The organism is Gluconacetobacter brunescens, assembly GCF_048695475.1.
Classification (GTDB): Bacteria; Pseudomonadota; Alphaproteobacteria; order Acetobacterales; family Acetobacteraceae; genus Gluconacetobacter.
The window spans coordinates 94,247-118,059 of sequence record NZ_JBLHEN010000003.1 but is presented as its reverse complement, the minus strand read 5'-3'; the positions used below and the strand labels follow the sequence as shown (position 1 = coordinate 118,059).

The following is a 23,813-nucleotide window of genomic DNA, read 5'->3' as shown; positions in this document are numbered from 1 at the left end:
CATACTTATTATCCTGGTGATTCGCGGGTCAGCGATACTTGCACAACTCCGACCGTGTCATGCGCACCGCGAATCTTGAATATTTCAAACTGGCGGTGGAGGCTGGCAGCCTGACGCGGGCCGCCGCACTTCACGACGTGAGAGTTTCCACACTCGCGCGTGCAATCGACAGGCTCGAAGATGAGTTTGGCGTTACCTTACTGGAGCGAGACCACGCTGGCGTTCGCCTGACGGAAGCTGGTGATTTACTTTTTCGTAGAATCGTTACACTGATTGATGATCTGGATGAAGTCAAAGCCCTATGCCAAATGCTTGGAACAGGCCGCCGCGGAGTCATTCGGATCGGCACTTTACTCCCTCCGGTCGGTGTCCAGTTCGGGCTTGCATTATCGGTTTGGAAGTCGAAACACCCAGATATAAGAGTTATTTTTTACGAAATGGGTACACGAGACCTTCGATCCGCCTTGTTTCGTCGTCGTTTAGATGTGATCTTTTCTACGCCTTTTGCCAGATCCGGAGCGATTGAATCACTTCCGTTTTGCAGCGAGAACTTGATGGTGGCGCTTTCGAGTGGACACTCTCTGCACCAATATCCGAGCATCACGCGGCAACAATTGCGAAATGAGACTTTCTTGGTCCAGGACTGGGGGCGCGATCATAGCGTAAGGGACCAATATATGGAGATTCTTGGCAAGGATGTGACCATTGAGACGCATCCTGCGGGAAAGCAATCCGTGTTCGCCCTCGTAAGTGCAGGATATGGCGTGACACTTGCCGTCCAGAGTCAAGCGGAGCGAGGCTTTCCAGGTATTGTTTTCCGGCCGCTGCGGGAAGGTGATGCTCACCTGCATATTCGCCTTGGCTGGGATGCTGATCGCCAGGACGCTGTTACGGGCCGTTTCGTTGCCTTTATTCGCGATTTTGTTCGGCAGCGTTGATTCGAAGACGTCTGGCCCTGGAGAAGGCCCTGTCCCCTTCCATAAAGCGTGAAAGCATCGGGGGAATCAGCTTTGCTGGCATGATCTCGGCCTGACCGCTCTCACGCGCCAGCAGCCGCCCGTATTCGACCAGATCGCGATGCACGGCGGCAGGAAGTTCCAAGGTGAGCCGAACCGGTTTGTCATCCGCGATCGGCCCAAGCCGGAGTTTCGTCATCGGGAAACCTCCTGTCCGTAGGGGGTAAGAACCAGGTCACGATGCACCATAACCCGCACCGGAAAGCCCGGCCGGATGATGTTGGTGGGCTGGATATTCAGCGAGCGTCCGACGATCTGCTCGCCAATCTGGTTGAATCCCTGCGAGCCGCCGGTCCGCAACGCCTGGGCGATGCCATTGCCGCCGCTGATATCCGCTTCGGAACCGACGCTGAGAATGGTCGAAACCAGGGCGGCCTTGAACACCTCGCCCCAATGATTGTCGGTCTGGTCCTGCAACCCCGCAAAACCCGCCGCATCGGCGGCCGGCTCGTTCTCCAGGACGATCGAATCAGTCGCCCCGCGCATCAGCCGGGTCCAGACCAGCAGCACACGGGTCTGGCCATAGGCGATCTGAGAGTCATAGCGCCCGATCAGTTTCGCTCCTTGGGGGATCAGCAGGATATGTCCGGTCGGGCTGTCATAAACATTCTCCGTTACCTGGGCGGTGACCTCGCCCGGCAGGTCAGAGCGGATGCCGGTGATCAGCGCGCCGGGAATAATCGATCCCGCCTGCAGCACATAGGGGCTGGCGGCGGATGTGAGGCGCTCGACGCTGACGGTGCGCTGGTCGACCGGGCCGTCTAGGAATGCCTGCTTGCGATCGGTAGGGGCAACGCTGGACTGGGCTGCGGTCGCGCCCGGCGTCGCCAGCGTGGCGACATCCCGACTCATCTGCGTCTGGGTGAACAGATGGCTGACCCGTGCAGCTTCCTGCTCTTGGGCGACACGTTGCTTCTCCGGATCGGCGGGTGCAGCCGGTGTCGCCATGCCGGGAGCACCCACGCCAGCCTTGAGCAACGGCCCGCCAAGATCGCCGGGCAGCGGCGGACCGATACGCGGCGGATGGCTATAGTCTCCCGGCAGATTGGCCAACCCGTCGGGCGTGGTGCGACTGCCGGTATTATAGAGTTCGGCATTGCTCTTCGGTGGCACCGGCCTCAGCGCCAGATAGAGCGCGCCGCCGATGCCGGCCACGGCGACGACGGCCAGCCCCACGATCACCTTGCGCGACAGCCGCGTGACCGGCGGCCGCGTCGTCCGCAGCCGCATCTCTCCGGGTGGCCTGACGGTGGCCCCTGGCGTTTCAGTGCCGCCATTTCCGGCGCTTTCGCTCATGACCGCCGCGTCCCGTCGGTGCGGACAATGCGCACCACCTGCTGATGCTTCGCCCCCAGCCGCAGTTCGGCGGCGGCAAACAGGCGATCGACGATCATCCGGTTGCCGCGCACCCGGTAGTTCACCAGCTGGCCGTCGCCCTGCGGACCGATCACCCACAGCGGCGGCATCTCGCCCTGGGCAATGCCGGTGGGGAACTCGATGAAGACCTGCCGCCCGTCATCAAACGCGCGCAGCGGACGCCACGGCGCGTCGTCGCCCTCGATCCGGTAGCGGAAAGTCAGCGCATCGAGATCGACGCCGGTCGCGACCGGTGCTGTGAGGTCCGCATCACGATCCTGGCCGCGCAGGGCAACGATCTGGTCCTGCGGATAATCCCAGGACACCGAGGCCATGTAGGTCCGCTCATCGGAGCGCAGTTCCAGATGGTAGGTCCGCCGATCGGTATTAATGACCAGGTTGGTGGTCAGGTCCGGGCGGGTCGGCTTGAGCAGGATATGAATCCGCCTGGCCGCCCCTGCCCCGCTCTCGGTGTCACCGATAATCCAGCGCACGGTATCACCCGCCGCGACCGGACCGGCACCGACCAGCTTTTCGCCAGGCTGCAACGCGATGTCGGTGATCTCCCCCGGCGCCGTGTAGAGCTGATAGAGCGCACCCTCGGAGAAGGGATAGACCTGGATTGCATTGAGATAGCCGGCCCGCGTCGGCTGGATCCGCGCTGCACTGTTGGCGCGCTCGACCCGCTGATGCGGATCCGTCGGTTCCGGCACGGCATGCCGGTAGGGGATCGGCTTGAGCTGCCCCGGTAGCGGCAAGGGCTCTGGCAGCGCCACCACCTGCACCGGCTTGGGCGGCTCCGGGGTGAGAACCGCCTGCCGGGGCGTATCGTCGTACCGGATGGCAGGCGGCTTCCATGAAGAGCAGGCCGCGAGCGGCGCCAGCAGGATCATGAGTGGCGCGAGGTTCTGCATGGTTCGCATCAGCCGAGTTCCCTGGACCAGTTGAGGGCGTGGATGTAGATGCCGAGCGGGTTCTTGCGCAGCCGTTCGGCGTCGGTGGGGGTGGTGACGACGATGGTGAGGATCGCGCTCCAGCGCTCGGTGGCGGCCAGCGCGCCGTCGACATAGCGGCGCTCGACCCATTCCACCCGGAAGCTGTCATCGGAGGCACGGATGACGCTGGCGATCTCGATCGCCACCTGCATCTTGCCGAGCCGGCTGAACGGATCGCTGGTGCGGGCATAATCGTTCAGGGCCAGCGCGCCGCGGTCGGTGACGTAGTTATAGGCGTCGAGCCAGTTCTGGCGCAGCACCACCGGATCGGCCGGGATGCCGCGCACCTCGGAGACGAAGCGCGCCAGATACCAGGCGATCTGCGGATCGGTCGGCCGATAGGCAGCCGTCGCCGGACCGACGGCCTGCGCCTGGCCGAGATGGTCGATCTGCACCACCCAGGGGGTGATGGTCCCGCGCACCGACTGCCAGACCAGCCCGGCGCCCAGGCCGCCGCTCAAAGCGAGAGAGCCGAAGAAAGCCAGCCGCCAGTTCCGGGCCTGGACGCGGGCCGAGCCGATGCGGTCGTCCCAGACCTGTCCGGCTTTGTGATAGGGCGTCTCGGGCTCCGGCGTCCGGCCGAAACGCACGGTAGGGCGGCGGAACATGGCTATTCTCCTTCCGAGAGATCGACGTCGTGGCCGCCACTGGGCCGGTCGCCGCCCTTGATCGCCTGCGCGGCGGCGTCAGCCCCGCCCCTGATCCGGTTGTTGCGCTGCATCCGGCTGGCCCAGGCCGGTGGCTTGCCGGCCGCACTCCCTCCACCGCCAGCACCCGAAGCCGTGGCACCACCAGCGCCGCCGGTCGCGGCCGCCCCGCCGGCCTGATAGCTGGTGCGGACACCTGCCGCCGCGCGGCGCAGCGGGCTGGCGGCAGCGGACAGTCCGGTTTTGGCCACACCTGCCGCGCCGCCCGCTCGATAGGCGGCGGTGACACCTCCGGCGACAAAGGCGCCACCACGCACAGCGGCCGCCGCAGCACCCGCAGCGAGCCCAACCCCTGACGCGGCAGCGACGCCGGCACCGACAACCCCGGCTGCGGTGGCAACGGCGGAGCCCGCACCCAACTGCGGACCACCGGCGATCAGCCCATTGGCCAATGCCGGGCCGAACACGGTCAGGCCGAGCAAGGTCAGGGAAGCGAGGATCAGGGTCAGCGCATCATTGATGGTGGGCGGGTCGTTGAAACCGCTGGTGAACTGGCCGAATACCGTCGAGCCGATGCCGACGATGACCGCCAGCATCAGCACCTTGATCCCGGACGACACCACATTGCCCAGCACCTTCTCGGCGAGGAAGGCGGTGCGGCCGAACAGGCCGAACGGCACCAGTACGAACCCGGCGAGGGTGGTCAGCTTGAACTCGATCAGCGCCACGAAGAGCTGGATCGCCATCACGAAGAAGCTGATGACCACGATCAGCCAGGCGATCAGCAGCACCGCGATCTGGATCGCATTGTTGAAGATGGCGACGAAACCGACCAGCGAGGAGATCGAGGTCAGGATCGGCTTGCCGGCATCGATGCCGACCTGCGCCAGCCGCCCCGGCTGGAGCAGTTGCGCCTGGGTGAGGTGCCCACCGCCGGCCTCAATGCCCAGCCCGGCGAAGGACTCATAGATGATCTTCGCCAGCCCGTTGAAGTCGCCGATAATGAAGGCGAACATTCCGATGAACAGGGTCTTGCGGATCAGCCGCGCCAGCACATCCTCATCCGGCGCCAGCGCCCAGAATAGTCCGGCCAGGGTAATGTCGATCGTGATCAGGGTTGCGGCCAGCCAGTGGACGTCGCCCTGCACCAGACCGAAACCGGAATCGATATACTGGGTGAAGGTGGCGAGGAAATTGTCGATGACGCCGGTGCCCTGCTGCATGGCGTCACCGTGCCGCGTCAGGCGCGAAGAAGCGCTTGCGGTTCTCGGCCCAGATCGCGGCACAAGCCGGATCGCCGTCGGCCTTTATGCCGAGGGCCTGGCAGCGTGCGAGACCAGCGGCCAACCGGTCACGAGAGCCCGGCGGTCCTAGATCCGGCACCCCCACGTCACGAGGGACGTGCCGGAGATGCAGGCTCGCGGCAACCAGGATCAGAACGACCAGCCCGACGGCAACGAGCCGGAAGACGATCGGCGGGGAAAGGCGCGGCCAGTGCATCAGTGGAACATCTGCGCGGTGCCGGGGGTGTAACCGGCCCCGTAATTCAGGAAATTCGCCAGTTGAGCCCTGCCCTGCTCCTCGCCCTCGACCTGACGGGCGCCTTCCAGCGCCTGGGCGCGACCCATCGCCGTCACGACCGCGGTGAGGTCGGCAAGCTGGCGGGTCTGCAGCGCCGTAAGCTGGTTGCCCGATTGCGCGGCCTGCAAGGCGCCGCTCGCCGCCTGGCTCGAGGTGACCAGACTGTCGATCTGGCTGCGCGTGGCGTCGAGATTCTGCACCGCGCCGGTCTGTACGCGCAGCGCGTCCTGATAGGCGCCCCGCGCGTTCTGCCATCGCGTCTGGGCGTCGGCCGTCATCTGCGCCGCCGAACTCGGGCTCGCCAGCGCCTGCGGGTAAGTCTGGGTAAAGGCCTGATCGATGCTGGTCAGGTTATAGGCCAAGCCCTGCGCCTGCCCGACGATCTGCTCGGTCGCTTCGATCGACTGCTCCAGCGGCGCCAGCACCGAGAGCGGGAGATTGGCGAGGTTGCGGGCCTGGTTCTCCAGCATGATCGCCTCATTGGTGAGGCTTTGCGCCTCCTGGTTGACCTGCTGCAATTCCCGCGCCGCGATCAGCACCGTCTGGACATGGGCGGCGCCGTCATAGACCGCCCATTGCGCCTGGGCCGGTGCGGTCACAGAAAACGGCAGCACCAGGACAGCGCCAAATAGGAAAGCCGATTTCATTGTCAGCCCATTTTTCATGATCCCTCTCCCGGCCTGAGCATTTCGATCGCCCAGTCCACGCCCCTGTGCGCCAGCCAGGCCGCCGCGAACCCGTCACGCCCATGCCGGGCGAAGATCCGGTCGATCACGGCCTGATCGTCGGGGGAAGACGCAGCGGTGAAGGCCAGCGCCACCTCGGACAGGCCGAGATCGAACAGCCGGTTGCCGCGCCGGGACTGGCAGTAATAGTCGCGCTTGGGCGTCGCCCGGCTGAGGATCTCGATCTGCCGGTCGTTCAACCCAAACCGGCGATAGATCGCGGTGATCTGCGGCTCCAGTGCCCGGTCGTTGGGCAGGAAGATCCGGGTCGGGCAGCTTTCGATCAGCGCGGGGGCGATCGGGCTGGCGTCGATATCGGCCAGAGATTGGGTGGCGAAGATGACGGAGGCGTTCTTCTTGCGCAGCGTCTTCAGCCATTCCCGGAGTTGTCCGGCGAAGGCGCGATCGTCCAACGCCAGCCAGCCCTCGTCGATGATCAACAGCGTCGGGCTGCCGTCAAAGCGGTCCTCGATGCGATGGAACAGATAGGACAGCACGCCGGACGCGGCGCCCGAGCCGATCAGCCCCTCGATCTCGAAGGCCTGGATATCGGCGACACCAAGACGCTCATGTTCGGCGTCAAGCAATTGCCCCCACGGGCCACCTACGCAGTAAGGCTGCAACGCCTGCTTCAGCGCCAGCGACTGGAGCAGCGCGGACAGGCCGGTAAGGGTGCGTTCTCCTGCGGGTGCCGAAGCCAGCGAGGTCAGCGCCGACCACAGATGCTCCTTGAGGTCAGGCGTAACCGTGACGCCCTCGCGTTCCAGCAGGGTCGCGACCCATTCTGCCGCCCAGGCCCGTTTGCCCGGCTCGTCGATCCGCGCCAGCGGCTGCAGCGCGACCGGTTCGTTCACGTCCTGCGTCAGCGCGCCACCGAGGTCGTGCCAGTCGCCACCCATCGCCAGGGTGGCCGCACGGATCGAGCCGCCGAAATCGAAGGCGAAGATCCGGGCGCCGGCATAGCGGCGGAACTGCATCGCCATGAAGGCAAGCAGCACGGATTTGCCGGCACCCGTCGGCCCGGCGATCAGCGTGTGACCGACATCGCCGACGTGGAGTGCGAAGCGGAACGGGGTCGAGCCCTCGGTGCGGGCATAGAACAGCGGTGGCGCCGCGAAATGCCCGTCCCGCTCCGGCCCCGCCCACACCGCGGAGAGCGGGATCATATGCGCGAGGTTCAGGGTCGAAACGCAGGGCTGGCGGACATTGGCGTAGACATGGCCCGGCAAGCTGCCGAACCAGGCCTCGATGGCGTTCACCGTCTCACGCATGCAGGTGAAGTCGCGGCCCTGGATGGTCTTCTCCACCAGCCGCAGCCGATCGGCGGCGACGGTCGGATCCTCGTCCCACACCGTCACGGTGGCAGTGACATAGGCCTGACCGACCTGATCGGTGCCGAGTTCCTGCAGGGCGGCATCGGCGTCGGCCGCCTTGTTGGCGGCGTCGGAATCCAGCAGCACCGACGCCTCGTTGGTCATCACCTCCTTGAGGATGGCCATGATCGATTTGCGCTTGGCGAACCATTGCCGCCGGATCCGGCCCAGCACCCTGGTCGCATCGGTGCGGTCGAGACAGATCGCCCGCGTCGACCAGCGATAGGGAAAGGCCAGCCGGTTCAGCTCGTCCAGCAGGCCGGGCCAGGTCTGGGTCGGGAAGCCAGTGACGGTGAGCGTGCGCAGGTGGGCATCACCCAGGCGCGGCTCCAGCCCGCCGGTCAGTTCCTCGTCGACCAGAATCGCGTCGAGGTGCATCGGAATCTCGGGCACCCGCACCCGCTGCATGCGCGTGGAGATGCAGGAATGCAGATAGGTCAGGGTTTCGCCGTCATCGAGCCAGTCTGCTTCCGGCATGAAGCCGTCGAGCAGGGCCAGCACCCGATCGGTCTGGTCGATGAAACCCGCGACCACCGCCCGCCAGTCGGAGCCGCCACGGGCGCGGTTCTCGTAGAGCCACGCTTCCGCGCGGGCGGCATCGTCAGCCGGCGGCAACCAGACCAGGGTCAAAAAATAGCGGCTCTCGTAATGCGCCCCCTCTTCCTCGAACTGTGCCCGGCGTTCGGCATCGACCAATTCGGAGGCTGGATCTGGGAACGGGCTGGAAGGATAGCCCCGCGCCTGGCGGCGCTGTGCCTCGACGAAAATGGCCCAGCCGGAGCCAAGCCGCCGCAGGGCATTGTTCAGGCGGGACGTGATGGCGACCAACTCGGACGCGGTCGAGGAATCCAGGTCGGGACCACGGAACCGGGCAGTGCGCTGGAAGGCACCGTCCTTGTTCAGCACCACGCCTCTGGCGACCAGCGCCGCCCAGGGCAGGAAATCGGCCAGCCGGTCGCGGCGATGGCGGTATTCGGCGAGGTGCAGCATGGTGCCCTCACCCGACCAGATGGGTGGGATAGCGCAGATGCCGGCGCACCACGTCGACGAAGGCGGGATCGCGCTTGGCCGCCCAGACGGCGGCGACATGGCCGACCAGCCAGAAAATGCCGCCCGCAATCCACAGTCGCAGGCCAAGCCCGATTGCTGCGGCCAACGTGCCGTTGACGATTGCCACCGTGCGCGGCGCGCCGCCGAGCAGGATCGGCTCGATCAGGGCGCGATGCACCGGGGCAGCGAAGCCGGAGATGGCGTCCGGCTCCATCAGATCAGCGCCCCGCCCGAGAAGGAGAAGAAGGACAGGAAGAAGCTGGACGCGGCGAAGGCGATCGAGAGGCCGAAGACGATCTGGATCAGGCGGCGGAACCCGCCCGAGGTTTCGCCGAAGGCCAGCGTCAGGCCGGTCACGGTGATGATGATCACCGAGATGATCTTGGCCACCGGCCCCTGCACGGATTCCAGGATCTCGTTGAGCGGGGTTTCCCACGGCATGCTGGAGCCCGAGGCATAGGCCGGGGCCGACAGCAGGGCGAGCGACAGGGTGGCGCCGGCCACGGCGAGGCGGCGGCGCAGGGCGATCATGCTTGTCATGACGGGTCTCCGGCGGGGGTGAGGATGTAGTCCCCGTCCAGGGTCAGGCCCCGGACAGTGGCGAGTTCGGCCAGCCGGCGCGCGTTTCCGCGCCCGGACAAGATCGCGATCACGTCGATGGTCTCGGCGATCAGGGTGCGCGGCACGGTGACGACGGCTTCCTGGATCAGCTGCTCCAGCCGGCGCAGGGCACCGATCGCCGAGCCCGCATGTAGCGTGCCGACGCCGCCGGGATGGCCGGTACCCCAGGCCTTGAGCAGGTCCAGCGCCTCGGCGCCGCGCACCTCGCCGATCGGAATCCGGTCGGGACGCAGGCGCAGAGAGGAGCGCACCAGATCGGAGAGCGAGGCCGCGCCGTCCCTGGTGCGCAGAGCGACCAGATTGGGCGCCGCGCATTGCAGTTCGCGGGTATCCTCGATCAGCACCACCCGGTCCCCGGTCTGCGCGATCTCGGCCAGCAGGGCGTTGACCATGGTGGTCTTGCCGGTGGAGGTGCCCCCGGCGACCAGGATGTTCTGCCGGTCGGCGACGGCGCGGCGCAGAAACGCGGCCTGCTCGGCGGTCATGATCCCGGCGGCCACATAATCGTCGAGCGAGAACACCGCGACGGCGGGACGCCGGATGGCAAAGCAGGGTGCTGCCACCACCGGGGGCACCAGCCCCTCGAACCGCTCCCCGCTTCCCGGCAGTTCGGCAGAGACGCGCGGGCTGCCCGGATGGACCTCGACCCCGACATGGTGGGCGACCAGGCGGACGATCCGCTCGGCATCGGCCGGCGCGATCCGGGTGCCGGTGTCCTCCATCCCGCCGGTCAGCCGGTCGATCCACAGCCTACCGTCGGGATTGAGCATCACCTCGACGATCGACGGATCGTCGAGATGCCCGGCAATCGCCGGGCCGAGGGCGGTGCGCAGCATGCGCGTGCCTCGGGCGACGGCTTCGGAGCGGAAGGGAGCGACAGACACCGGGAACCCCGCGATTGGCCTCCAGAGGGAGGCGATGGATCAGCGGGGTTGATTAGAAAGAGGCATAGACACGGAAGCGCAACAAGTCTCTCGGAGCCGTAGGGCGCTGGGATAGAAGAACTTGCATAGGGGTGTGTCGCCGTTTCAACGGTGACGGGGCGAAAGGGCGCTGCTACCGTTCACGGAATCGACCACCACACGGACTTGCGCCCGCATGAGCAAAGCCTTCATTGCTGCCGTTCTTCAGGATTCCCTCGACTGCACCGGCGTTGCCGCTACCAAGGCGGCCGATGACTTGGTCGGGGCCATTGTCGCCGAACTGAAGCAGGAGGGCGGGTTCACGCTGCCGTCCTTCGGGACGTTCACCGTCCACAAGACCAAGGCCCGCAAGGCGCTCAATCCGCGCACCGGCGAACCCGTGAAGGTCAAGGCCGGCAAGACTGTGCGGTTCAAGGCCAGTCCCGTCCTGAAGAAGGCGGTCTGATTGGACTTGTCGTCCAGTGCCCCCCAGACGGCAATGTTCGGGAATAGAAGATAGGAGATTGGCAGTTGCCGCCCTCATGCCGGGCATATGATTTCCCTGATGGCTTTCTGCTTAGCGGACATGAGTAGTTTCCCGAGTATGCGCTAACTACCGACGAATACGCAGCCTCTCTGCTCCGGGAGTTGCACTCGATTTTTGAGGCCTTAGATGATATCATCGGGCGCGATAGAGAAATCGCCTACTTCAGGTGGCGACGCCGAAAAAGCATTGTCGCCGTTGTCCGTGGCACATCCGCACTGTATTGCAAGAAGTATTGCGCAGATTATATTTCTGATCCAGGCAATTATCTTCTATTTACCCAGAAATGGGATTCGGCAGACTTATCCTACGAGGTCATATAATTCAGGCACGAGATCGTATCTATCATACTTTGGTATGGCGGTGTCGATGTGACATGAGGGGCTCGAATTCCAATAGGCTCACCGTAATAAGAGCAGATTGGTGTTCGGATGAGCATGCGGGCGGCATTCGCGGGGCCAAAATTTGCTCGGAAAAAGGATGGCTTTGTCCGCGTGTACGGTCCTGCTCAGATGGATTGTATTCGAGGCATCAAGGGCAAACACTTGTCACCCAAATGCGTGTCCGAGTTGCAGCAGGTCCCGTTCTCCCAACCGGCGAGTACGATCAGTCTGCTCTGATTCCGAGACAAAACAGCAATCCGATTGGCACAATAAGTGGATTTACAATATGGAGGGTAAGCCAGCCGCCGAGTCCCGCGCCGACGCAGAACGTAATCCAACACACTCCGGGTACAACAACCTCTTCACGCGAGGGAACCTTTGAGACATCACTGGACGGATTGATATAGCGCGCTGTCATGGTTTTCGCGAATTTGACGAGGTTGTTCGTCACGACGACGGTTTGCAGGTTGACGCCGGCAAATTGCGAAAGCCCCTCTCCCTGCAAGGCCAGGGCGAACGCAAGCAGCGGCAGTTCGACCGGCAGACGCAGCGCCGCGTTGGAACGAACCAACGCGGCGGCGGCAAGCAGCAGGGCCATCGACCAGTAGACCCGCCGCGGCGGTTTCAACTGGACACGAAATATGCTGGCGATGACGCAGCCGACGAAGAAGGAGCCAAGCGCGATGGTGATAGGCAGCGCCCTGGACAGATCGCCATCCGCGATTGCCCAGCCAAGCTGGACGGTGTTTCCCGTCATGATGGCGGCATAGATATGGGCCGCATCATGATAACAGACCACTTCGGTGATCCCGCAGGCCAGGGTAATGCCGACCAGAGGTGCAAGTTCGCGTGCGAGGGCGGGAACGGTCACGTTCCCGGCCACGGTCACGATGCGAATTCCCGGCGAAGCGCCGCCCCATGCTGGTCGAGGTCGGGAGCCGCCGGACGCGTGTCGCTGTCGGCGTAGGCCGAGAGCTTGATCGGATTTCCGGGCATCTTCAGACCGCCCGCCGTCACGACCATCTTGCGCGCGGCGGTTTGCGGCAGGGCGGCCGCCTCCGCCACGTCCAGCAGGGGACCGACCGGCAGCCCCGCGGCATGAAGCGTGGCAATCCAGTCGTCGGCCTTGCGGGTCGTGAAGACGGCCTCGAGCGCGACCTTCAACTCGGCATTATGATCGGTGCGCAGGACATTGGTGACAAAGCGCGGGTCCTGGAGCAGGTCGGGCCGGTCGATCGTGTTGCATAGAATGGTGAACAGGTGATCGTTGCCGCAGCACAGCACGAAGGGACGATCCTGCGCCGCGAACGTGTCGAACGGGGTCATCGAAGGGTGGCGGTTGCCGATCCGTGCGGGGGCTTTTCCGGTTGCCGCCCAGGCCATGAAGGGATGCTCCAGGAAGGCCAGCGTCGCATCGAACATGGCGATGTCGACCTGCGTGCCCTTGCCGGTGCGCTCGCGGTCATACAGGGCGGTGACGATCCCGGCATAGAGGTACAGCCCCGCCGCGATATCGGAAATCGAGGTTCCGACACGGGTCGCCGGCCCATCCGGGAAGCCCGTTGCCTCCATCAGCCCGCTCATGCCCTGGATGATCGTGTCATAGGCGGGATTGAGGCTCATCGGCCCCGAATGGCCGAAACCGGAAGAAGCCGCATAGATGATGCGGGGATTGAGCGTCTGCAGTTCGGCGAACGAGAAGCCCAGGCGCTCCATGACGCCGGGACGGAAGTTTTCCACCACCACATCGGCCTGGCGGACCATGCTGGCGAAGATCGCCCGGTCGGCCCCGTCCTTCAGGTTCAGCGCGATGCTTTCCTTGCCGCGATTGACGCAGGCGAAATACAGCGACTTGTCGCCGACATAGGGGCCATTGCGCCTTGTATCGTCACCCTGCGGCGGTTCGACCTTGATGACGCGGGCGCCCATGTCGGCCAGGATCGCCGTGCCGAAGGGGCCGTTGATCACATGCGTCAGGTCGACCACCGTAATGCCTGAAAGCGGCCCCCGGGGGCGGTCGGGCAGGCCATGGTCTGAGGTTGCCATCTACGTGCCTCCTCTCATGCCGCCCGTTTCGCGGCGGTAGGGTTCAGCTTCTTCAGATGGCCGCTCTCGGTCCCGACATGGATGTCGATCGCGACATTGATCAGTCCCGGCCGACCCGAGGCCACGGATTCGCGCAGCGCGGCTTCCAGTTCCTCGGCTGTGGTGACGTTGTAGCCCTTGCCGCCGAAGGCCTCGATGATCATGTCGTAGCGCGCGCTTGCGGACAGCGTGGTGACACCGGGCGTGCCGTCGCCCGAGCGGTTGACGTCGTCGCCCCGATAGATGCCGCCATTATTCATCACCACCACGGTGACGGGCAACTTGTAGCGGCAGATGGTCTCGACCTCCATGCCGGAGAAGCCGAAGGCGCTGTCGCCCTCGACGGCGATGACGGGCGCCTTCTGCGTCACGGCGGCGGCAATGGAATAGCCCATGCCGATTCCCATGACGCCCCAGGTGCCGACATCCAGCCGGTGGCGGGGCTGCGCCATGTCGATCAGGTTGCGCCCGACATCGAGCGTATTGGCCCCTTCGGAGACCAGATAGGCCTCGGGATGATCCTTGACCACACGATTGACGGCGCCGAGCGCGGCAAAGAAGTTAAGTGGGACAGGTCTTGCGGCAAGCCGGTCGGCCATCTTCGCGGCATTGGCCGCCTTGTGCGCGTCGATCCCCGCGATCCAGTCCTGCGGCGCCTTGACCGGCTGCTTGTCGAGGCCCTTGAGCAGCAGGCTCATCGACGAGGCGAGGTCGCCCACGATCGGTGCGTCGATCTTTCGGTTGCTGTCGATTTCGGTCGGTTCGATATCGATCTGGATGAATTTTCCATCCGCTGCCCATTGTGGCGGCCGGCCATGGCCCAGGAGCCAGTTAAGCCGTGCGCCGGCAAGAAGCACGACATCGGCTTCGGCCAGGACCTTCGAGCGGGCGGCCGCGGCTGATTGCGGATGGTCGTCGGGCAGCAGACCCTTGGCCATCGACATCGGCAGGAAGGGAATGCCGGTCGCCTCGAGGAACCGGCGTGCGTCGTCTTCGATGCGGGCATAGGCCGCGCCCTTGCCGAAGATGACCAGCGGGCGTTTGGCCTGCGCCAGCAGGTCCAGCGCGCGGGTGATCGCGCTATCGGCGGGAATCCGGGCCGGGGCGGGATCGATGACCTCGATCAGCGAGGCCGCTCCCGCATCGGCCGCCATCGTCGCAGGCAGCACGGCAGCCGGCAGATCCAGATAGACGCCTCCCGGACGCCCCGACAGTGCCGCGCGGATCGCTCTGGCGATACCAACCCCGATATCGTCCACCCGCTCGACGCGATAGGCCGCCTTGGCATAGGGCTTGGCCGCGTTCATCTGGTCGAGTTCTTCGTAATCGCCTTGCTGGAGATCGACGATGGCGCGATTGGATGACCCTGAAATCAGGATCATCGGAAAGCCGTTGGTCGTCGCATTGGCAAGCGCCACCATGCCGTTCAGAAATCCCGGTGCCGAAACGGTCATGCAGACCCCGGGCCATTGCCGGAGGTAGCCTGATATCCCTGCGGCATATCCAGCCGATGTCTCATGCCGGAAGCCGAAATAGTGAATCCCCTTTTCCTGTGCGAGACGCATCAGGTCGGTCACAGGGATACCGGCAACACCATAGATTTCGGTAATCTTGTTGAGTTTCAGGGCGTCGACGACAAGGTTGAAACCATCGGTCAGCGCATTTTCGGAAACAGTGTCAGTCATCTTTTTCTGATCCTTTCAGGGGCACGCCCGGCCGCGGTGACGGTCGGGCGGGGCGATTCGGACGGTGTGTTCAGATGACGCCTTTTTCCTTCAGTGCGGCGATGCTCTCGGCGCTGTAGCCAAGGCCGGTCAGGATTTCGGCATTATGTTCGCCAAGCAGGGGCGAAGCCGTGATCTTGGGTGTGAAGGCCGAGAATTTCGGGGGGCAGCCGACGGTATAATAGGTCCCGCGTTCCTTGTGCTCGACCGGCACGATCGAGCCGTTCGCCCGCAGGGATTCGTCGTGCAGGATTTCCTTGGTCGTCAGCACGGGGCCGCAGGGGATTTCCAGCTTGCGCATGATTTCGACGACCTCATGCTTGTCCTTGCTGAGCGTCCAGGCTTCGACGGCGTTATAGACGTCGAACAGATGGGGAATGCGTGCATCCGGCGTGGCGAATTTGGGGTCGGTAATCCATTCGGGCTTGCCGATCACGGTGCAGACATTTTTCCAGCCGCCGGGCTGGAAAATCACATAGACGTAGTCGTTGGGATCGGTCTTCCAGTTCTTGCACTTCATCATCCAGCCCGGCACACCCGATCCGGATGCATTCTCGCCACGCGGAACGGTGTCGCCAAAGGGCTTGTGGGGGTATTGCGGATATTCGGTCAGTTCGCCGTTCCGTTCCAGCCGTTGCTGATCGCGGATCTTGACGCGGACCAGGTTCAGCACCGCATCCTGCATCGACATGTAGACTTTCTGGCCTTCACCGGTCTTTTCACGGTGCAGCAGGGCCGCCAGGACCCCGATCAGCAGGTGCATGCCGGTGTTCGAATCTCCCAGTGCCGCCGCCGACATCAATGGAGTGCCTTCGATCAGGCCCGTCGTCGATGCCGCGCCGCCCGCGCATTGGGCGATATCCTCGTAGGTTTTCAGATCGCTATAGGGCGAGTCTTCCGGGAATCCCTTGATCGTGCCGTAGATCAGGCGCGGGTTGATGGCGTGGAGATGCTCCCAGTCGAACCCCATTCGCTCCAGGGCACCCGGGGCGAAATTCTCGACGAAGATATCCGCCTCCTTCAGCAGCTTGGTCAGGATCTCCTTGCCTTCGGGCGTCTTGGTGTTCAGCTCGAGCGATTTCTTGTTCGAATTGAGCATTGTGAAATAGAGCCCGTCCTTGCCGGGAATATCCCTGAGCTGGCTGCGGGTCACGTCGCCCTTGCCGGGCAATTCGATCTTCAGGACATCGGCGCCGAGCCAGGCAAGCATCTGCGTGCATGCCGGGCCTGCCTGAACACCGGTAAAATCAACGACTTTTATGCCTTCGAGTGGAAGTGTCATTGTAACCTCCTGTGATACAATAGCACAGAAGCTTAGCCCCATATTCGCCACGGCATAGTTGACGTAAATCAGTTGTGAATCTTAATTAATAAATTCTGACATTCATAAATTGGGCGACAAAGCGTGAATTTGTTCGGCGGCCTCTGATTTGGTCCGACTTCACTGAAGGGCGATTGAGCGATGCGCAAATTGGCGCGACGGGCTAGGCGCTGTCTGCATTCACCGTAGCCAGATCATAGCGCATACGAGATGGACGAAGCCCATGAAGGCGGGGAGCGTTTTCTCGCATCGCGAGGCGATTCTGCGGAAGCGTTTGATTTTATTGAAGAAGCATTCAATCTGATGGCGTTCCTTATAAAGGCTTCAGTTGATCGGAGGCATGGTGGCGCGGCTGGGATTGGCCTTGATCTGAGCGGTTGCCCCGAGGTCATCAACTATGAAGGCGCATAGCGGGTCTGCGTCGTAAGCGGCATCGGCGATGACATGGCCGACGCTCTGCAACCCGGACAGGAGAGCCTCGGCCTGGGGTCGGTCGCCGTACCGTCCCGGCGTCGGATAGATCCGTAGCGGGAGGCCAATCGCATCGACGACAGCGTGCAGCTTGGTTGTCAGCCCGCCGCGCGAACGACCGATGGCGGCAACTTTGGTCCCACTTTTGCGCCCGTCGCATCGGCATGAACCTTCGAGATGGTGCTGTCGATCAGGACATATTCGACCTCCGGCGTGTCGGCCAAGGCATGGAAAACCACGATGATCAGGCAGGACCGCAGCACACGGCGGCGATCGTGCCCCTTCTATATGTCCCCTCGCAGCAGCAGGCGGTCGGCTATGAAAACGATATCAAACGTTGATGATCTTGACCGAATGCATGGCCGCTTTTCTGACTACGTCGCTTGATACCGGACAGACCTGTTACTCCGCAATCCAGACCAAAATTTGAGAGATGGTCTGCCGAGTCAGGTATCATGCCGTTCCGCAATAGGCTCCACGTCCAGCCTCACCTCATCGTCCAGCGTTTTCCCTCTGGCGAGCCTGCGCCCGACTGCCTCGATGAACCCGTCATACCGCTCCCGCCCCTTACTCTGCGCCGCAGCAAGGGACGCATCCGGCAACGGCGGCGTGCTGGTCAACCAGTACCGCACGAACACGGCCAGCGATTCATTGGCGATCGTCACCCGTCGCTCCATGCGCTCCAACTGCCGCGTCATCCGGTCCAACCGCCGGGCGAGCGCGGCTTCCAGCCGTTCCGGGCCGTCCGGAGATAGAAACGATGCCAGTGCCGTCTCCACGATCAGCGCCTGCGGCACCTTCTTGCGGGCGGCGTAATCAGCGAGCCTGACACTGAGATCAGCCGGCAGCCGGATCGTGTGTTTGAGCCGCATGGCAGTCACAGCCCCATCCGGTCATCAGGATCGAGCGACACCCGCCGCGCGAGAGCCCGCTCACCGCGTCGCAGGGTCTGTGCCCGTGTGGCACCGTCCTCGGGCTCATCCTCGGGCGGGTCGAATTCATGCACCGGCTTTCTCGGCGCCTGCACCACCTCTTCCTGTTCTGGCAACTCCGGCTCACGGCGGATACCGCCATTGGCGGGGTCGTCGTCTCCATTGTCCGTTGCCGGCGGCTGGACCACATCGGCCCAGTCCCCCGGCGGCTGCGGTCCCATGGGCGGCGTTCCCTCTGGGGCCAGAGGCGGCTCAAAGCGGGGCGGCGGGAGGATGCGCGCGGTCAGTTCGGCATCCTCGAAATACCGCGCCTTGCGCGCCCGGATCGGCGGCCTACCGGACACCAGCACCAGTTCCTCGTCGGGAGGAAGCTGCATGATCTCGCCGGGCGTCAACAGCGGCCGTGCGGTTTCATGTCGTGTCACCATCAGATGCCCGAGCCACGGGGACAGCCGATGCCCGGCATAGTTCTTGGCGTCGCGGATCTCGGTCGCGGTGCCGAGCGCGTCGGAAACCCGTTTGGCGGTCCGTTCATCGTTGGTCGCGAAGCTAACCCGGACATGGCAGTTGTCGAGGATCGAATTGTTCTGGCCATAGGCTTTCTCGATCTGGTTCAGGCTCTGGCCGATCAGGAAGCTCTTGATCCCATAGCCGGCCATGAAGGCCAGCGCGCTCTCGAAGAAGTCCAGTCGCCCCAGCGCCGGGAATTCATCGAGCATCAATAGCAGGCGATGGCGGCGCTTCGCCTCCAGTTCCTCGGTCAGCCGGCGGCCGATCTGGTTCAGCACCAGGCGGACCAGCGGCTTGGTGCGGCTGATATCCGATGGGGGCACCACCAGATACAGCGTCGCCGGATGGCTGTCGGCCACGAGATCGCGGATCCGCCAGTCGCAGCGCCGCGTGACATGCGCCACGACCGGGTCGCGATAGAGGCCGAGGAACGACATCGCGGTGGAGAGCACGCCCGAGCGTTCATTGTCGCTCTTGTTGAGCAATTCCCGCGCTGAACTGGCGACCACCGGATGCACACCCTTCGTCCCGAGATGCGGCGTGGTCATCATCGCGCGCAGGGTGGTTTCGATCGCGCGCTTGGGATCGGAGAGGAAATTGGCCACTCCAGCCAGGGTCTTGTCCTCCTCGGCGTAGAGGACATGGAGAATGGTACCGACCAGCAGGGCGTGGCTGGTCTTTTCCCAGTGGTTCCGCTTCTCCAGTGCGCCCTCCGGATCGACCAGCACATCGGCGATGTTCTGCACATCGCGAACTTCGCGCTCGCCGCGCCGGACCTCCAGCAGCGGATTATAGGCGGCACTGGCGAGATTGGTCGGGTCGAACAGCATCACGCGCCCGAAGCGGGAACGCCAGCCGGCGGTCAGAGTCCAGTTCTCGCCTTTGATGTCATGGACGATGGCCGAGCCCGGCCAGGTCAGCAGCGTCGGCACTACCAGACCCACGCCCTTGCCCGATCGGGTGGGGGCAAAGCACAACACATGCTCTGGCCCGTCATGACGCAGGTAGGCATCGGCGGAACGACCGAGCACCACGCCATCGGGGGCGAAGAGCCCGGCACGGCGGATCTCGCGCGGGTCGGCCCAATGCGCCGAACCATAGGTGGTGGCGCGTTTCTTCTCGCGGGCACGCCAGACGGACAGGGTGATCGCGACGATGACAGCAGCGATCCCGCCCGACCCCGCGATGTAACCGCCGGTGGTGAAGATGTCCGGAGCATAGGCGTCGTAGGCGAACCACCACCAGAAAAACTCGGGCGGATAATAGACCGGCCAGCCGACCAGCGTGAACCACGGGGCGCCGAGCTGCGGCTGGAAGCCGAGCCGCCAGGCAGTCCACTGCGTTGCGGCCCAGGTGAAGGCGAGGATCACGGTGCCGACGGCAAACACCGATCCCCAGAGGATCTTGGTCTGGTTCATGACGACCACCGATCAAGAGGATCGGCGCCGCTGACTTCAATCCCCGAGTTGAGACAGTGGGCTTCCCGGATAGATCCGGACAAAATTCGGACGCACCGATGACGTCAGACCACGCGATGCACAGCCGACCTGCGCAGCGATTCCCCACCCCGGGCGGTCAGAGGTAGTGTTTCGGCTCCTGGCGCTGGTGCAGGACACGAACGACGAAAATCCCGTCATCCGTCTTCTGATAGAACACGGCATGGCTGTCATGGACGAAGCGAAAATAGCCGGTGCGCAGATCGCCGACGTCCGTTCCCATGTCGGGATAGGTCGCCAGCGTCTCGAAGGCCGCGTGCAGATCGAGAATATAGCGCTCGGCACGCACCCAACCCCAGTTCCGGATCGAAAGCGCGATAATGGCCTGAACGTCGGAATCCGCTTCGCCGGAAAGCGTGTAGCTAGCCATCCGTGGCGTCGTGGGCCGTCTTCATCGCCGCGAGGATGTCGGGAATCGTGCGTTTGCTCACACCGCTCCGTTCGCCCTGAACCAGGGCCTCGACCAGCGCCTGCCGTTCCTCGGCCTGGGTCTGGTCGCGTCGGATCAGGTCCCGCACATAGTCGCTCACGCTGGCATATTGCCCGCTGTCGATACGACGCTGCACCCAGTCGCGCATCGGGTCCGGCACGGATACATTCATGGAAGCCATTGTCATATCTCCCTGCGTTCGCACGATGGCAGATAATGGCATAATTTGCCATATCGGATTCCCGTCAAGCCGAGCCGTTTCATCCCTGGGCGCGGCGGCGGGCAATTGCCTCCCGCAATTCGACGAAGACGGTTTCGGCCGGGATGCTCGACCCACTCTCGTCGCCCATCCTGATCGCCTCCCGCAGGGCATCGAGATCGCGGCGGTCGGTATCGCGCCGGCGCATCCATTCGCGCAATGCCTCGCGCACGACCTCGCTGGTTGAGGCGTATTCACCCCCGTCGACGGACTGGCGCAGGATCGCGGCCATTTCGGACGGCACGGTGATGGTCATCCGTTCGATCGTGGACATGAGGCGGCTCCTCCTGAGCGAGCATACTTTATCATACTTATGAAGTATCCGCTTTGTCAGCCGAAAACCCGCATGCGGGCCACCCGACATCAAATCCCGAGCCCGCGCTTACGCCCGAAATTCCAGTCCACCGATCCGCCCGGCGACATGGTACCGGAAACCTGCCGTCCCAGCTTCTGCTCCAGGGCCGGGCGCCACGGCACGAGCTGGAAGCCCAGCCCATCATCGACCATGGCAAACCGCCCCGAGGACAGGGCCACCCGCTGGCGATAAACCCCCGAGACGATCTCGCCTTCCTTCACGGGCCGATGTTCCAAGCCGGTCTGCGCCGCCAATCTGGCGACCGCCTGATCGAGATCGCGCTGGCGCAGGGTGCCGATCAGGTCGGGCGCGAACACCACGCGCTCGCCCTGCCGCCGGGCCAGCCCCTCGGACGCCAGATGATCGATCCGCTGCGCCATCGCCTCGTGGACCTCTCCGCCGAAGCCCGCATTGGCCAGCGCCGGATCCTTGGCGAACAACTGGCGATCAAGCCAGGTCGCACCCGGAGCCATCACCTGCTCAGCCAGCGTGAAATCCGAGCGCGTCGCCAGCGACAGGCGCTGCGTGCCCTTGGCATCGTCCCAACTCCGGGTCTCCACGATCGCGCCGAGTTTCGCGTCGCCGGTCAGCTCCAGATCGGGGAAGCGGACATGATGCGTCCGCCCGTCAGTGCCCGCGATGACCACGTAGCCCGAGCCTTTCAACTCGTCATCCAGCCCGCGCTCGACCAGCCGGCCAATGATGGGATCGGCCAGCGTCTCGTCGTGGATCGCGAAACCCGCAACATCGGGTTCCGCCCCGCCGCCGGACATGGCGCGGTGCATGGTCTTGATGATGTCGCCCCGGATGGAGAGATCGCGCAGGGTCGCCTCCAGCCCCGGCTGGAGGGTCCAGCGTGCCACCCCGATCCGTTCAGCCAGGCCAAGCCCTTCCAGCTTGGTTGCCCGGCCAACCAGCAATCGGCGCAGTTCCGGGTCTTCAGCACCCGCGCCCGGCCGCAGATCGACGATGCCGCCGCCCTCGTCGCTGAGATCCTGCAACGCGCGATCGAGGCTGGTCCAGCGGTCGGCGCCGATCTCAGTCTCCAGGGCGGTGCGGATTTCCTGTTCGCTGCGCGGGCCAAGTTCCAACGTCACCCGTTCGGCGGCGCGGTCGCGCAGGCCCTGGCTGATATAAGCGCGGCTGATGACCAGATCCTTGCCGTCGTCGGCCACGCCGCGCACCAGGATGTGGACATGTGGATTATCCGTATTCCAGTGATCCATCCCGACCCAGTCCAGCCTGGTGCCGAGGTCGCGTTCCATGTCCTGCATCAGGTCCCGCGCGAAGCCCCGCAGATCCTCCATTCGCGCCGCATCCTCGGGGGAGATGATGAAGCGGAAATGATGCCGGTCGTCAGTGCAGCGTTCCGCGAAGGCCTTACTGTCCGCTTCGTCGGAGCCGGCATCGAACAGATGGGCCTTGGCGCCGTCGCGGGTCACGCCCTCCCGTCTGAGATAGGCGATGTGCCGGGCGAGCGGCGCGGAGCGAAACCGCGTGCCCTGTTGGCGGACGACGCGCGCCTTGACCACGACCCGACGGGCATTGCTGCGCAGCCGCATGGACAGGGCCGCGCGCCGGCCGCGCCCGAAACGGGAACCACCGCCGCCGCCCCTGCCCGTCGCTCCGAACCGAGTGCCGGTGTGACCGGCCTTCTTCGCGGCACGCATGACCTCGCCGACGAAGGATTTCGGGCGTGCGCCCTGATTGCCATGCTGGATACGTCCGGGCCGGACAGTCAGGCCGTCATCGCGCGTCGCCATGGCCCGCTCTCCGCTTCGATGTGCGCCTGACGGCGCCCGGATCGTTGAAAAGATTGTGGAAAATGGCCGGACAGCCGCAGGCGGTTAACAGTGAGAGGACAAATTCTCCAATCAAACCAACCACATGCAGCCCCCGAGGGGCGCTGCTTTTACCTTGCCGTCCTTCCCTCCGTTGCCTGTCTCCCCCCAGCACCCCATCCCCAAGGCACCCATAGCCCGCCAGCGCCCGATGGACCGGAACGGGGATCATCGGCGCGCCTCCCCATGTCCTGACGCGATGAACAGCCCTGCCGATTGCGGCGCGAGTGCCGTCCAGTCGGTCATTCGGGAACCAGATGAATGTGCCGGATCGTGTGCGCTATCGACAGGCCGGGACGCATCGCCGGCACGCAGGAACGACGCCGGAAAGAGGGAAGAGTCCTGCCATGATGGTGCAGCCAGAGCGCCGATCGCGATGTTATCGGCAAGCGGAAGAGCCAGCCGCGCGCTGACCGACGCAACGTAATTCCGCGTCTCGGCAGGCAACGGTCGGCCGGTCGCGAGATGCTCGTCATAGCGCGCGGGACCGGCATTGTAGGCGGCGAGAAACCCGGCCTCGCCGTAGCGGTCCCGCATCCAGCGCAGATAGGTCGCACCGGCCAGAATGTTGTCATGCGGGTCGAACGGATCGTCGCCGAGACCGAGCGACATGCGCAGGCTGGCCCATGTTCCGGGCATCACCTGCATGAGCCCCATCGCACCCGCCGATGACACGGCATGCGCATCGCCTCGGCTCTCCGCATGCAGCACGGCAGCAATCCATGCGGCCGGAATCTGCGCGCGCGTGGCAGCTTCCGCGATCATGTCGGCGTAGGGGGCGGCGACCGCGACATGCCCGGATATCGTCATGGCAACGACGACCGGAAGCAGGACACCGAACAGCCGGAGCGCCGCCTTACCGCCGGTCATCACGCTTCACCGCACGGTTCCAGACCAAATGAAAGGCACGGCCCTGACGGTCGGACTGAAACAGATTGGCGCGGATCGGCTGTGCCAGCATCGGATCGTCAAGGACCAGCGAGAGGTAGGTGCCCGCCTTTTCGCCGGTGCGTTTCCAGGCCGCACCGATCTCCGGTCCGGCATCGGCGTCACCAAGATGGACGCGATAGTCGGGCGCGTGCTCGGCGTCCGACGATGTCGCCGGCACGATCGTCAGTTCGACGTCGAGGGCGAGCGTGCGCAGGCGCCCGGCGAAGCCGTCGGCCGTGCGCGTGAAAGTTCCGATCTGGGCCATG

At 64.3% G+C, this 23,813-nt stretch carries 25 protein-coding genes and 1 pseudogene; 2 read left to right on the top strand and 24 right to left on the bottom strand.

What is annotated here, in order from left to right; translation table 11 throughout:
• Positions 1–59 precede the first annotated feature (59 nt).
• Positions 60–938 (top strand): LysR family transcriptional regulator, encoded by an 879-nt coding sequence (locus tag ACMAUO_RS18685; protein WP_420358416.1) that lies wholly within the window; start codon positions 60–62, stop codon positions 936–938.
• Here the strand turns inward: ACMAUO_RS18685 and ACMAUO_RS18680 are convergent.
• The 11 genes from ACMAUO_RS18680 to trbB are packed head-to-tail and all read right to left on the bottom strand — an operon-like array spanning position 910 to position 10,248.
• Positions 910–1,155 carry a DUF2274 domain-containing protein gene (locus tag ACMAUO_RS18680; RefSeq protein ID WP_420358415.1) on the bottom strand — a complete coding sequence of 82 codons (246 nt, stop codon included), beginning with the start codon at positions 1,153–1,155 and terminating at the stop codon, positions 910–912. The two genes, ACMAUO_RS18685 and ACMAUO_RS18680, sit on opposite strands and share 29 nt — an antisense overlap.
• The gene (locus tag ACMAUO_RS18675; RefSeq protein ID WP_420358414.1) at positions 1,152–2,312 is read right to left on the bottom strand and encodes a TraB/TrbI/VirB10 family type IV secretion system protein; all 1,161 of its coding nucleotides are present in this window, start codon (positions 2,310–2,312) and stop codon (positions 1,152–1,154) included. The genes ACMAUO_RS18680 and ACMAUO_RS18675 overlap by 4 nt, the downstream gene beginning before the upstream one ends.
• Complete coding sequence (gene trbG / locus ACMAUO_RS18670; protein WP_420358413.1) at positions 2,309–3,295, bottom strand: P-type conjugative transfer protein TrbG; 987 nt, start codon at positions 3,293–3,295, stop codon at positions 2,309–2,311. The genes ACMAUO_RS18675 and trbG overlap by 4 nt, the downstream gene beginning before the upstream one ends.
• Positions 3,295–3,975, bottom strand: a complete 681-nt coding sequence (trbF, locus tag ACMAUO_RS18665; protein ID WP_420358412.1) for a conjugal transfer protein TrbF — start codon at positions 3,973–3,975, stop codon at positions 3,295–3,297. The genes trbG and trbF overlap by 1 nt, the downstream gene beginning before the upstream one ends.
• Positions 3,976–3,977: 2 nt before the next feature.
• On the bottom strand, positions 3,978–5,237 hold the full coding sequence (gene trbL / locus ACMAUO_RS18660) for a P-type conjugative transfer protein TrbL (protein WP_420358411.1): 1,260 nt from the start codon (positions 5,235–5,237) through the stop codon (positions 3,978–3,980).
• A gap of 4 nt (positions 5,238–5,241) precedes the next feature.
• On the bottom strand, positions 5,242–5,514 hold the full coding sequence (gene trbK-alt, locus ACMAUO_RS18655; protein WP_182980269.1) for a putative entry exclusion protein TrbK-alt: 273 nt from the start codon (positions 5,512–5,514) through the stop codon (positions 5,242–5,244).
• Positions 5,514–6,260 carry a P-type conjugative transfer protein TrbJ gene (trbJ, locus tag ACMAUO_RS18650; RefSeq protein ID WP_420358410.1) on the bottom strand — a complete coding sequence of 249 codons (747 nt, stop codon included), beginning with the start codon at positions 6,258–6,260 and terminating at the stop codon, positions 5,514–5,516. The genes trbK-alt and trbJ overlap by 1 nt, the downstream gene beginning before the upstream one ends.
• A complete protein-coding gene (gene trbE, locus ACMAUO_RS18645) occupies positions 6,257–8,683 on the bottom strand; it encodes a conjugal transfer protein TrbE (protein WP_420358409.1) in 2,427 nt (808 codons plus the stop codon). The genes trbJ and trbE overlap by 4 nt, the downstream gene beginning before the upstream one ends.
• A gap of 7 nt (positions 8,684–8,690) precedes the next feature.
• The gene (locus ACMAUO_RS18640) at positions 8,691–8,957 is read right to left on the bottom strand and encodes a VirB3 family type IV secretion system protein (RefSeq protein ID WP_420358408.1); all 267 of its coding nucleotides are present in this window, start codon (positions 8,955–8,957) and stop codon (positions 8,691–8,693) included.
• Entirely contained in the window at positions 8,957–9,283 is a 327-nt protein-coding gene (locus tag ACMAUO_RS18635) for a TrbC/VirB2 family type IV secretion system protein (RefSeq protein WP_182980273.1), read from the bottom strand. Before ACMAUO_RS18635 ends, ACMAUO_RS18640 begins: the two co-directional genes overlap by 1 nt.
• Positions 9,280–10,248, bottom strand: a complete 969-nt coding sequence (gene trbB / locus ACMAUO_RS18630) for a P-type conjugative transfer ATPase TrbB (RefSeq protein ID WP_420358407.1) — start codon at positions 10,246–10,248, stop codon at positions 9,280–9,282. The genes ACMAUO_RS18635 and trbB overlap by 4 nt, the downstream gene beginning before the upstream one ends.
• Positions 10,249–10,462: 214 nt before the next feature.
• On the opposite strand from trbB, the gene ACMAUO_RS18625 reads away from it, so the two are divergent.
• On the top strand, positions 10,463–10,732 hold the full coding sequence (locus tag ACMAUO_RS18625) for an HU family DNA-binding protein (RefSeq protein WP_182959353.1): 270 nt from the start codon (positions 10,463–10,465) through the stop codon (positions 10,730–10,732).
• Between the two features lie 684 nt (positions 10,733–11,416).
• Here the strand turns inward: ACMAUO_RS18625 and ACMAUO_RS18620 are convergent.
• The 13 genes and pseudogenes from ACMAUO_RS18620 to ACMAUO_RS18560 all read right to left on the bottom strand — a co-directional run bounded on the left by ACMAUO_RS18620 (position 11,417) and on the right by ACMAUO_RS18560 (position 23,812).
• Entirely contained in the window at positions 11,417–12,082 is a 666-nt protein-coding gene (locus tag ACMAUO_RS18620) for a DUF1275 family protein (RefSeq protein ID WP_420358406.1), read from the bottom strand.
• Positions 12,079–13,239, bottom strand: a complete 1,161-nt coding sequence (yfdE, locus tag ACMAUO_RS18615; RefSeq protein WP_420358405.1) for a CoA:oxalate CoA-transferase — start codon at positions 13,237–13,239, stop codon at positions 12,079–12,081. Before yfdE ends, ACMAUO_RS18620 begins: the two co-directional genes overlap by 4 nt.
• 14 nt (positions 13,240–13,253) lie before the next feature.
• A complete protein-coding gene (gene oxc, locus ACMAUO_RS18610; RefSeq protein ID WP_420358404.1) occupies positions 13,254–14,963 on the bottom strand; it encodes an oxalyl-CoA decarboxylase in 1,710 nt (569 codons plus the stop codon).
• A gap of 70 nt (positions 14,964–15,033) precedes the next feature.
• A complete protein-coding gene (gene frc / locus ACMAUO_RS18605; protein WP_420358403.1) occupies positions 15,034–16,284 on the bottom strand; it encodes a formyl-CoA transferase in 1,251 nt (416 codons plus the stop codon).
• A 219-nt stretch (positions 16,285–16,503) separates the two neighbouring features.
• Positions 16,504–17,030: pseudogene (locus ACMAUO_RS18600) on the bottom strand (IS5 family transposase); the annotation flags it as partial.
• A gap of 210 nt (positions 17,031–17,240) precedes the next feature.
• Positions 17,241–17,666, bottom strand: a complete 426-nt coding sequence (locus ACMAUO_RS18595) for a CopG family transcriptional regulator (RefSeq protein WP_420358402.1) — start codon at positions 17,664–17,666, stop codon at positions 17,241–17,243.
• Positions 17,667–17,671: 5 nt separating this feature from the next.
• The gene (locus tag ACMAUO_RS18590; RefSeq protein WP_420358401.1) at positions 17,672–19,654 is read right to left on the bottom strand and encodes a conjugal transfer protein TraG; all 1,983 of its coding nucleotides are present in this window, start codon (positions 19,652–19,654) and stop codon (positions 17,672–17,674) included.
• A 157-nt stretch (positions 19,655–19,811) separates the two neighbouring features.
• Positions 19,812–20,102, bottom strand: a complete 291-nt coding sequence (locus tag ACMAUO_RS18585) for a type II toxin-antitoxin system RelE/ParE family toxin (protein WP_420358400.1) — start codon at positions 20,100–20,102, stop codon at positions 19,812–19,814.
• The gene (locus ACMAUO_RS18580; RefSeq protein ID WP_420358399.1) at positions 20,095–20,343 is read right to left on the bottom strand and encodes a type II toxin-antitoxin system ParD family antitoxin; all 249 of its coding nucleotides are present in this window, start codon (positions 20,341–20,343) and stop codon (positions 20,095–20,097) included. Before ACMAUO_RS18580 ends, ACMAUO_RS18585 begins: the two co-directional genes overlap by 8 nt.
• Before the next feature lie 79 nt (positions 20,344–20,422).
• Positions 20,423–20,695, bottom strand: a complete 273-nt coding sequence (locus ACMAUO_RS18575) for a type II toxin-antitoxin system ParD family antitoxin (RefSeq protein WP_420358398.1) — start codon at positions 20,693–20,695, stop codon at positions 20,423–20,425.
• An 89-nt stretch (positions 20,696–20,784) separates the two neighbouring features.
• Positions 20,785–22,539 (bottom strand): relaxase/mobilization nuclease domain-containing protein, encoded by a 1,755-nt coding sequence (locus ACMAUO_RS18570; protein WP_420358397.1) that lies wholly within the window; start codon positions 22,537–22,539, stop codon positions 20,785–20,787.
• A 246-nt stretch (positions 22,540–22,785) separates the two neighbouring features.
• Positions 22,786–23,487 carry a lytic transglycosylase domain-containing protein gene (locus ACMAUO_RS18565; protein ID WP_420358396.1) on the bottom strand — a complete coding sequence of 234 codons (702 nt, stop codon included), beginning with the start codon at positions 23,485–23,487 and terminating at the stop codon, positions 22,786–22,788.
• Positions 23,474–23,812: a DUF736 domain-containing protein gene (locus tag ACMAUO_RS18560; protein WP_420358395.1), complete on the bottom strand. Its 339-nt coding sequence runs from the start codon at positions 23,810–23,812 to the stop codon at positions 23,474–23,476. The genes ACMAUO_RS18565 and ACMAUO_RS18560 overlap by 14 nt, the downstream gene beginning before the upstream one ends.
• Position 23,813: the final 1 nt, after the last annotated feature.

Coding starts and splice junctions, on each gene's coding strand:
- ACMAUO_RS18590 (WP_420358401.1), bottom strand. CDS start 19,654: ATGAACCAGACCAAGATCCTCTGGGGATCGGTGTTTGCCGTCGGCACC.
- ACMAUO_RS18585 (WP_420358400.1), bottom strand. CDS start 20,102: ATGGCTAGCTACACGCTTTCCGGCGAAGCGGATTCCGACGTTCAGGCC.
- frc (WP_420358403.1), bottom strand. CDS start 16,284: ATGACACTTCCACTCGAAGGCATAAAAGTCGTTGATTTTACCGGTGTT.
- ACMAUO_RS18675 (WP_420358414.1), bottom strand. CDS start 2,312: ATGAGCGAAAGCGCCGGAAATGGCGGCACTGAAACGCCAGGGGCCACC.
- trbK-alt (WP_182980269.1), bottom strand. CDS start 5,514: ATGCACTGGCCGCGCCTTTCCCCGCCGATCGTCTTCCGGCTCGTTGCC.
- ACMAUO_RS18575 (WP_420358398.1), bottom strand. CDS start 20,695: ATGTCCACGATCGAACGGATGACCATCACCGTGCCGTCCGAAATGGCC.
- ACMAUO_RS18595 (WP_420358402.1), bottom strand. CDS start 17,666: ATGCGGCTCAAACACACGATCCGGCTGCCGGCTGATCTCAGTGTCAGG.
- trbE (WP_420358409.1), bottom strand. CDS start 8,683: ATGCTGCACCTCGCCGAATACCGCCATCGCCGCGACCGGCTGGCCGAT.
- ACMAUO_RS18685 (WP_420358416.1), top strand. CDS start 60: ATGCGCACCGCGAATCTTGAATATTTCAAACTGGCGGTGGAGGCTGGC.
- trbJ (WP_420358410.1), bottom strand. CDS start 6,260: ATGAAAAATGGGCTGACAATGAAATCGGCTTTCCTATTTGGCGCTGTC.
- ACMAUO_RS18570 (WP_420358397.1), bottom strand. CDS start 22,539: ATGGCGACGCGCGATGACGGCCTGACTGTCCGGCCCGGACGTATCCAG.
- ACMAUO_RS18580 (WP_420358399.1), bottom strand. CDS start 20,343: ATGGCTTCCATGAATGTATCCGTGCCGGACCCGATGCGCGACTGGGTG.
- oxc (WP_420358404.1), bottom strand. CDS start 14,963: ATGACTGACACTGTTTCCGAAAATGCGCTGACCGATGGTTTCAACCTT.
- trbL (WP_420358411.1), bottom strand. CDS start 5,237: ATGCAGCAGGGCACCGGCGTCATCGACAATTTCCTCGCCACCTTCACC.
- ACMAUO_RS18565 (WP_420358396.1), bottom strand. CDS start 23,487: ATGACCGGCGGTAAGGCGGCGCTCCGGCTGTTCGGTGTCCTGCTTCCG.
- yfdE (WP_420358405.1), bottom strand. CDS start 13,239: ATGGCAACCTCAGACCATGGCCTGCCCGACCGCCCCCGGGGGCCGCTT.
- ACMAUO_RS18640 (WP_420358408.1), bottom strand. CDS start 8,957: ATGGAGCCGGACGCCATCTCCGGCTTCGCTGCCCCGGTGCATCGCGCC.
- ACMAUO_RS18560 (WP_420358395.1), bottom strand. CDS start 23,812: ATGGCCCAGATCGGAACTTTCACGCGCACGGCCGACGGCTTCGCCGGG.
- ACMAUO_RS18625 (WP_182959353.1), top strand. CDS start 10,463: ATGAGCAAAGCCTTCATTGCTGCCGTTCTTCAGGATTCCCTCGACTGC.
- ACMAUO_RS18635 (WP_182980273.1), bottom strand. CDS start 9,283: ATGACAAGCATGATCGCCCTGCGCCGCCGCCTCGCCGTGGCCGGCGCC.
- trbF (WP_420358412.1), bottom strand. CDS start 3,975: ATGTTCCGCCGCCCTACCGTGCGTTTCGGCCGGACGCCGGAGCCCGAG.
- trbG (WP_420358413.1), bottom strand. CDS start 3,295: ATGCGAACCATGCAGAACCTCGCGCCACTCATGATCCTGCTGGCGCCG.
- ACMAUO_RS18680 (WP_420358415.1), bottom strand. CDS start 1,155: ATGACGAAACTCCGGCTTGGGCCGATCGCGGATGACAAACCGGTTCGG.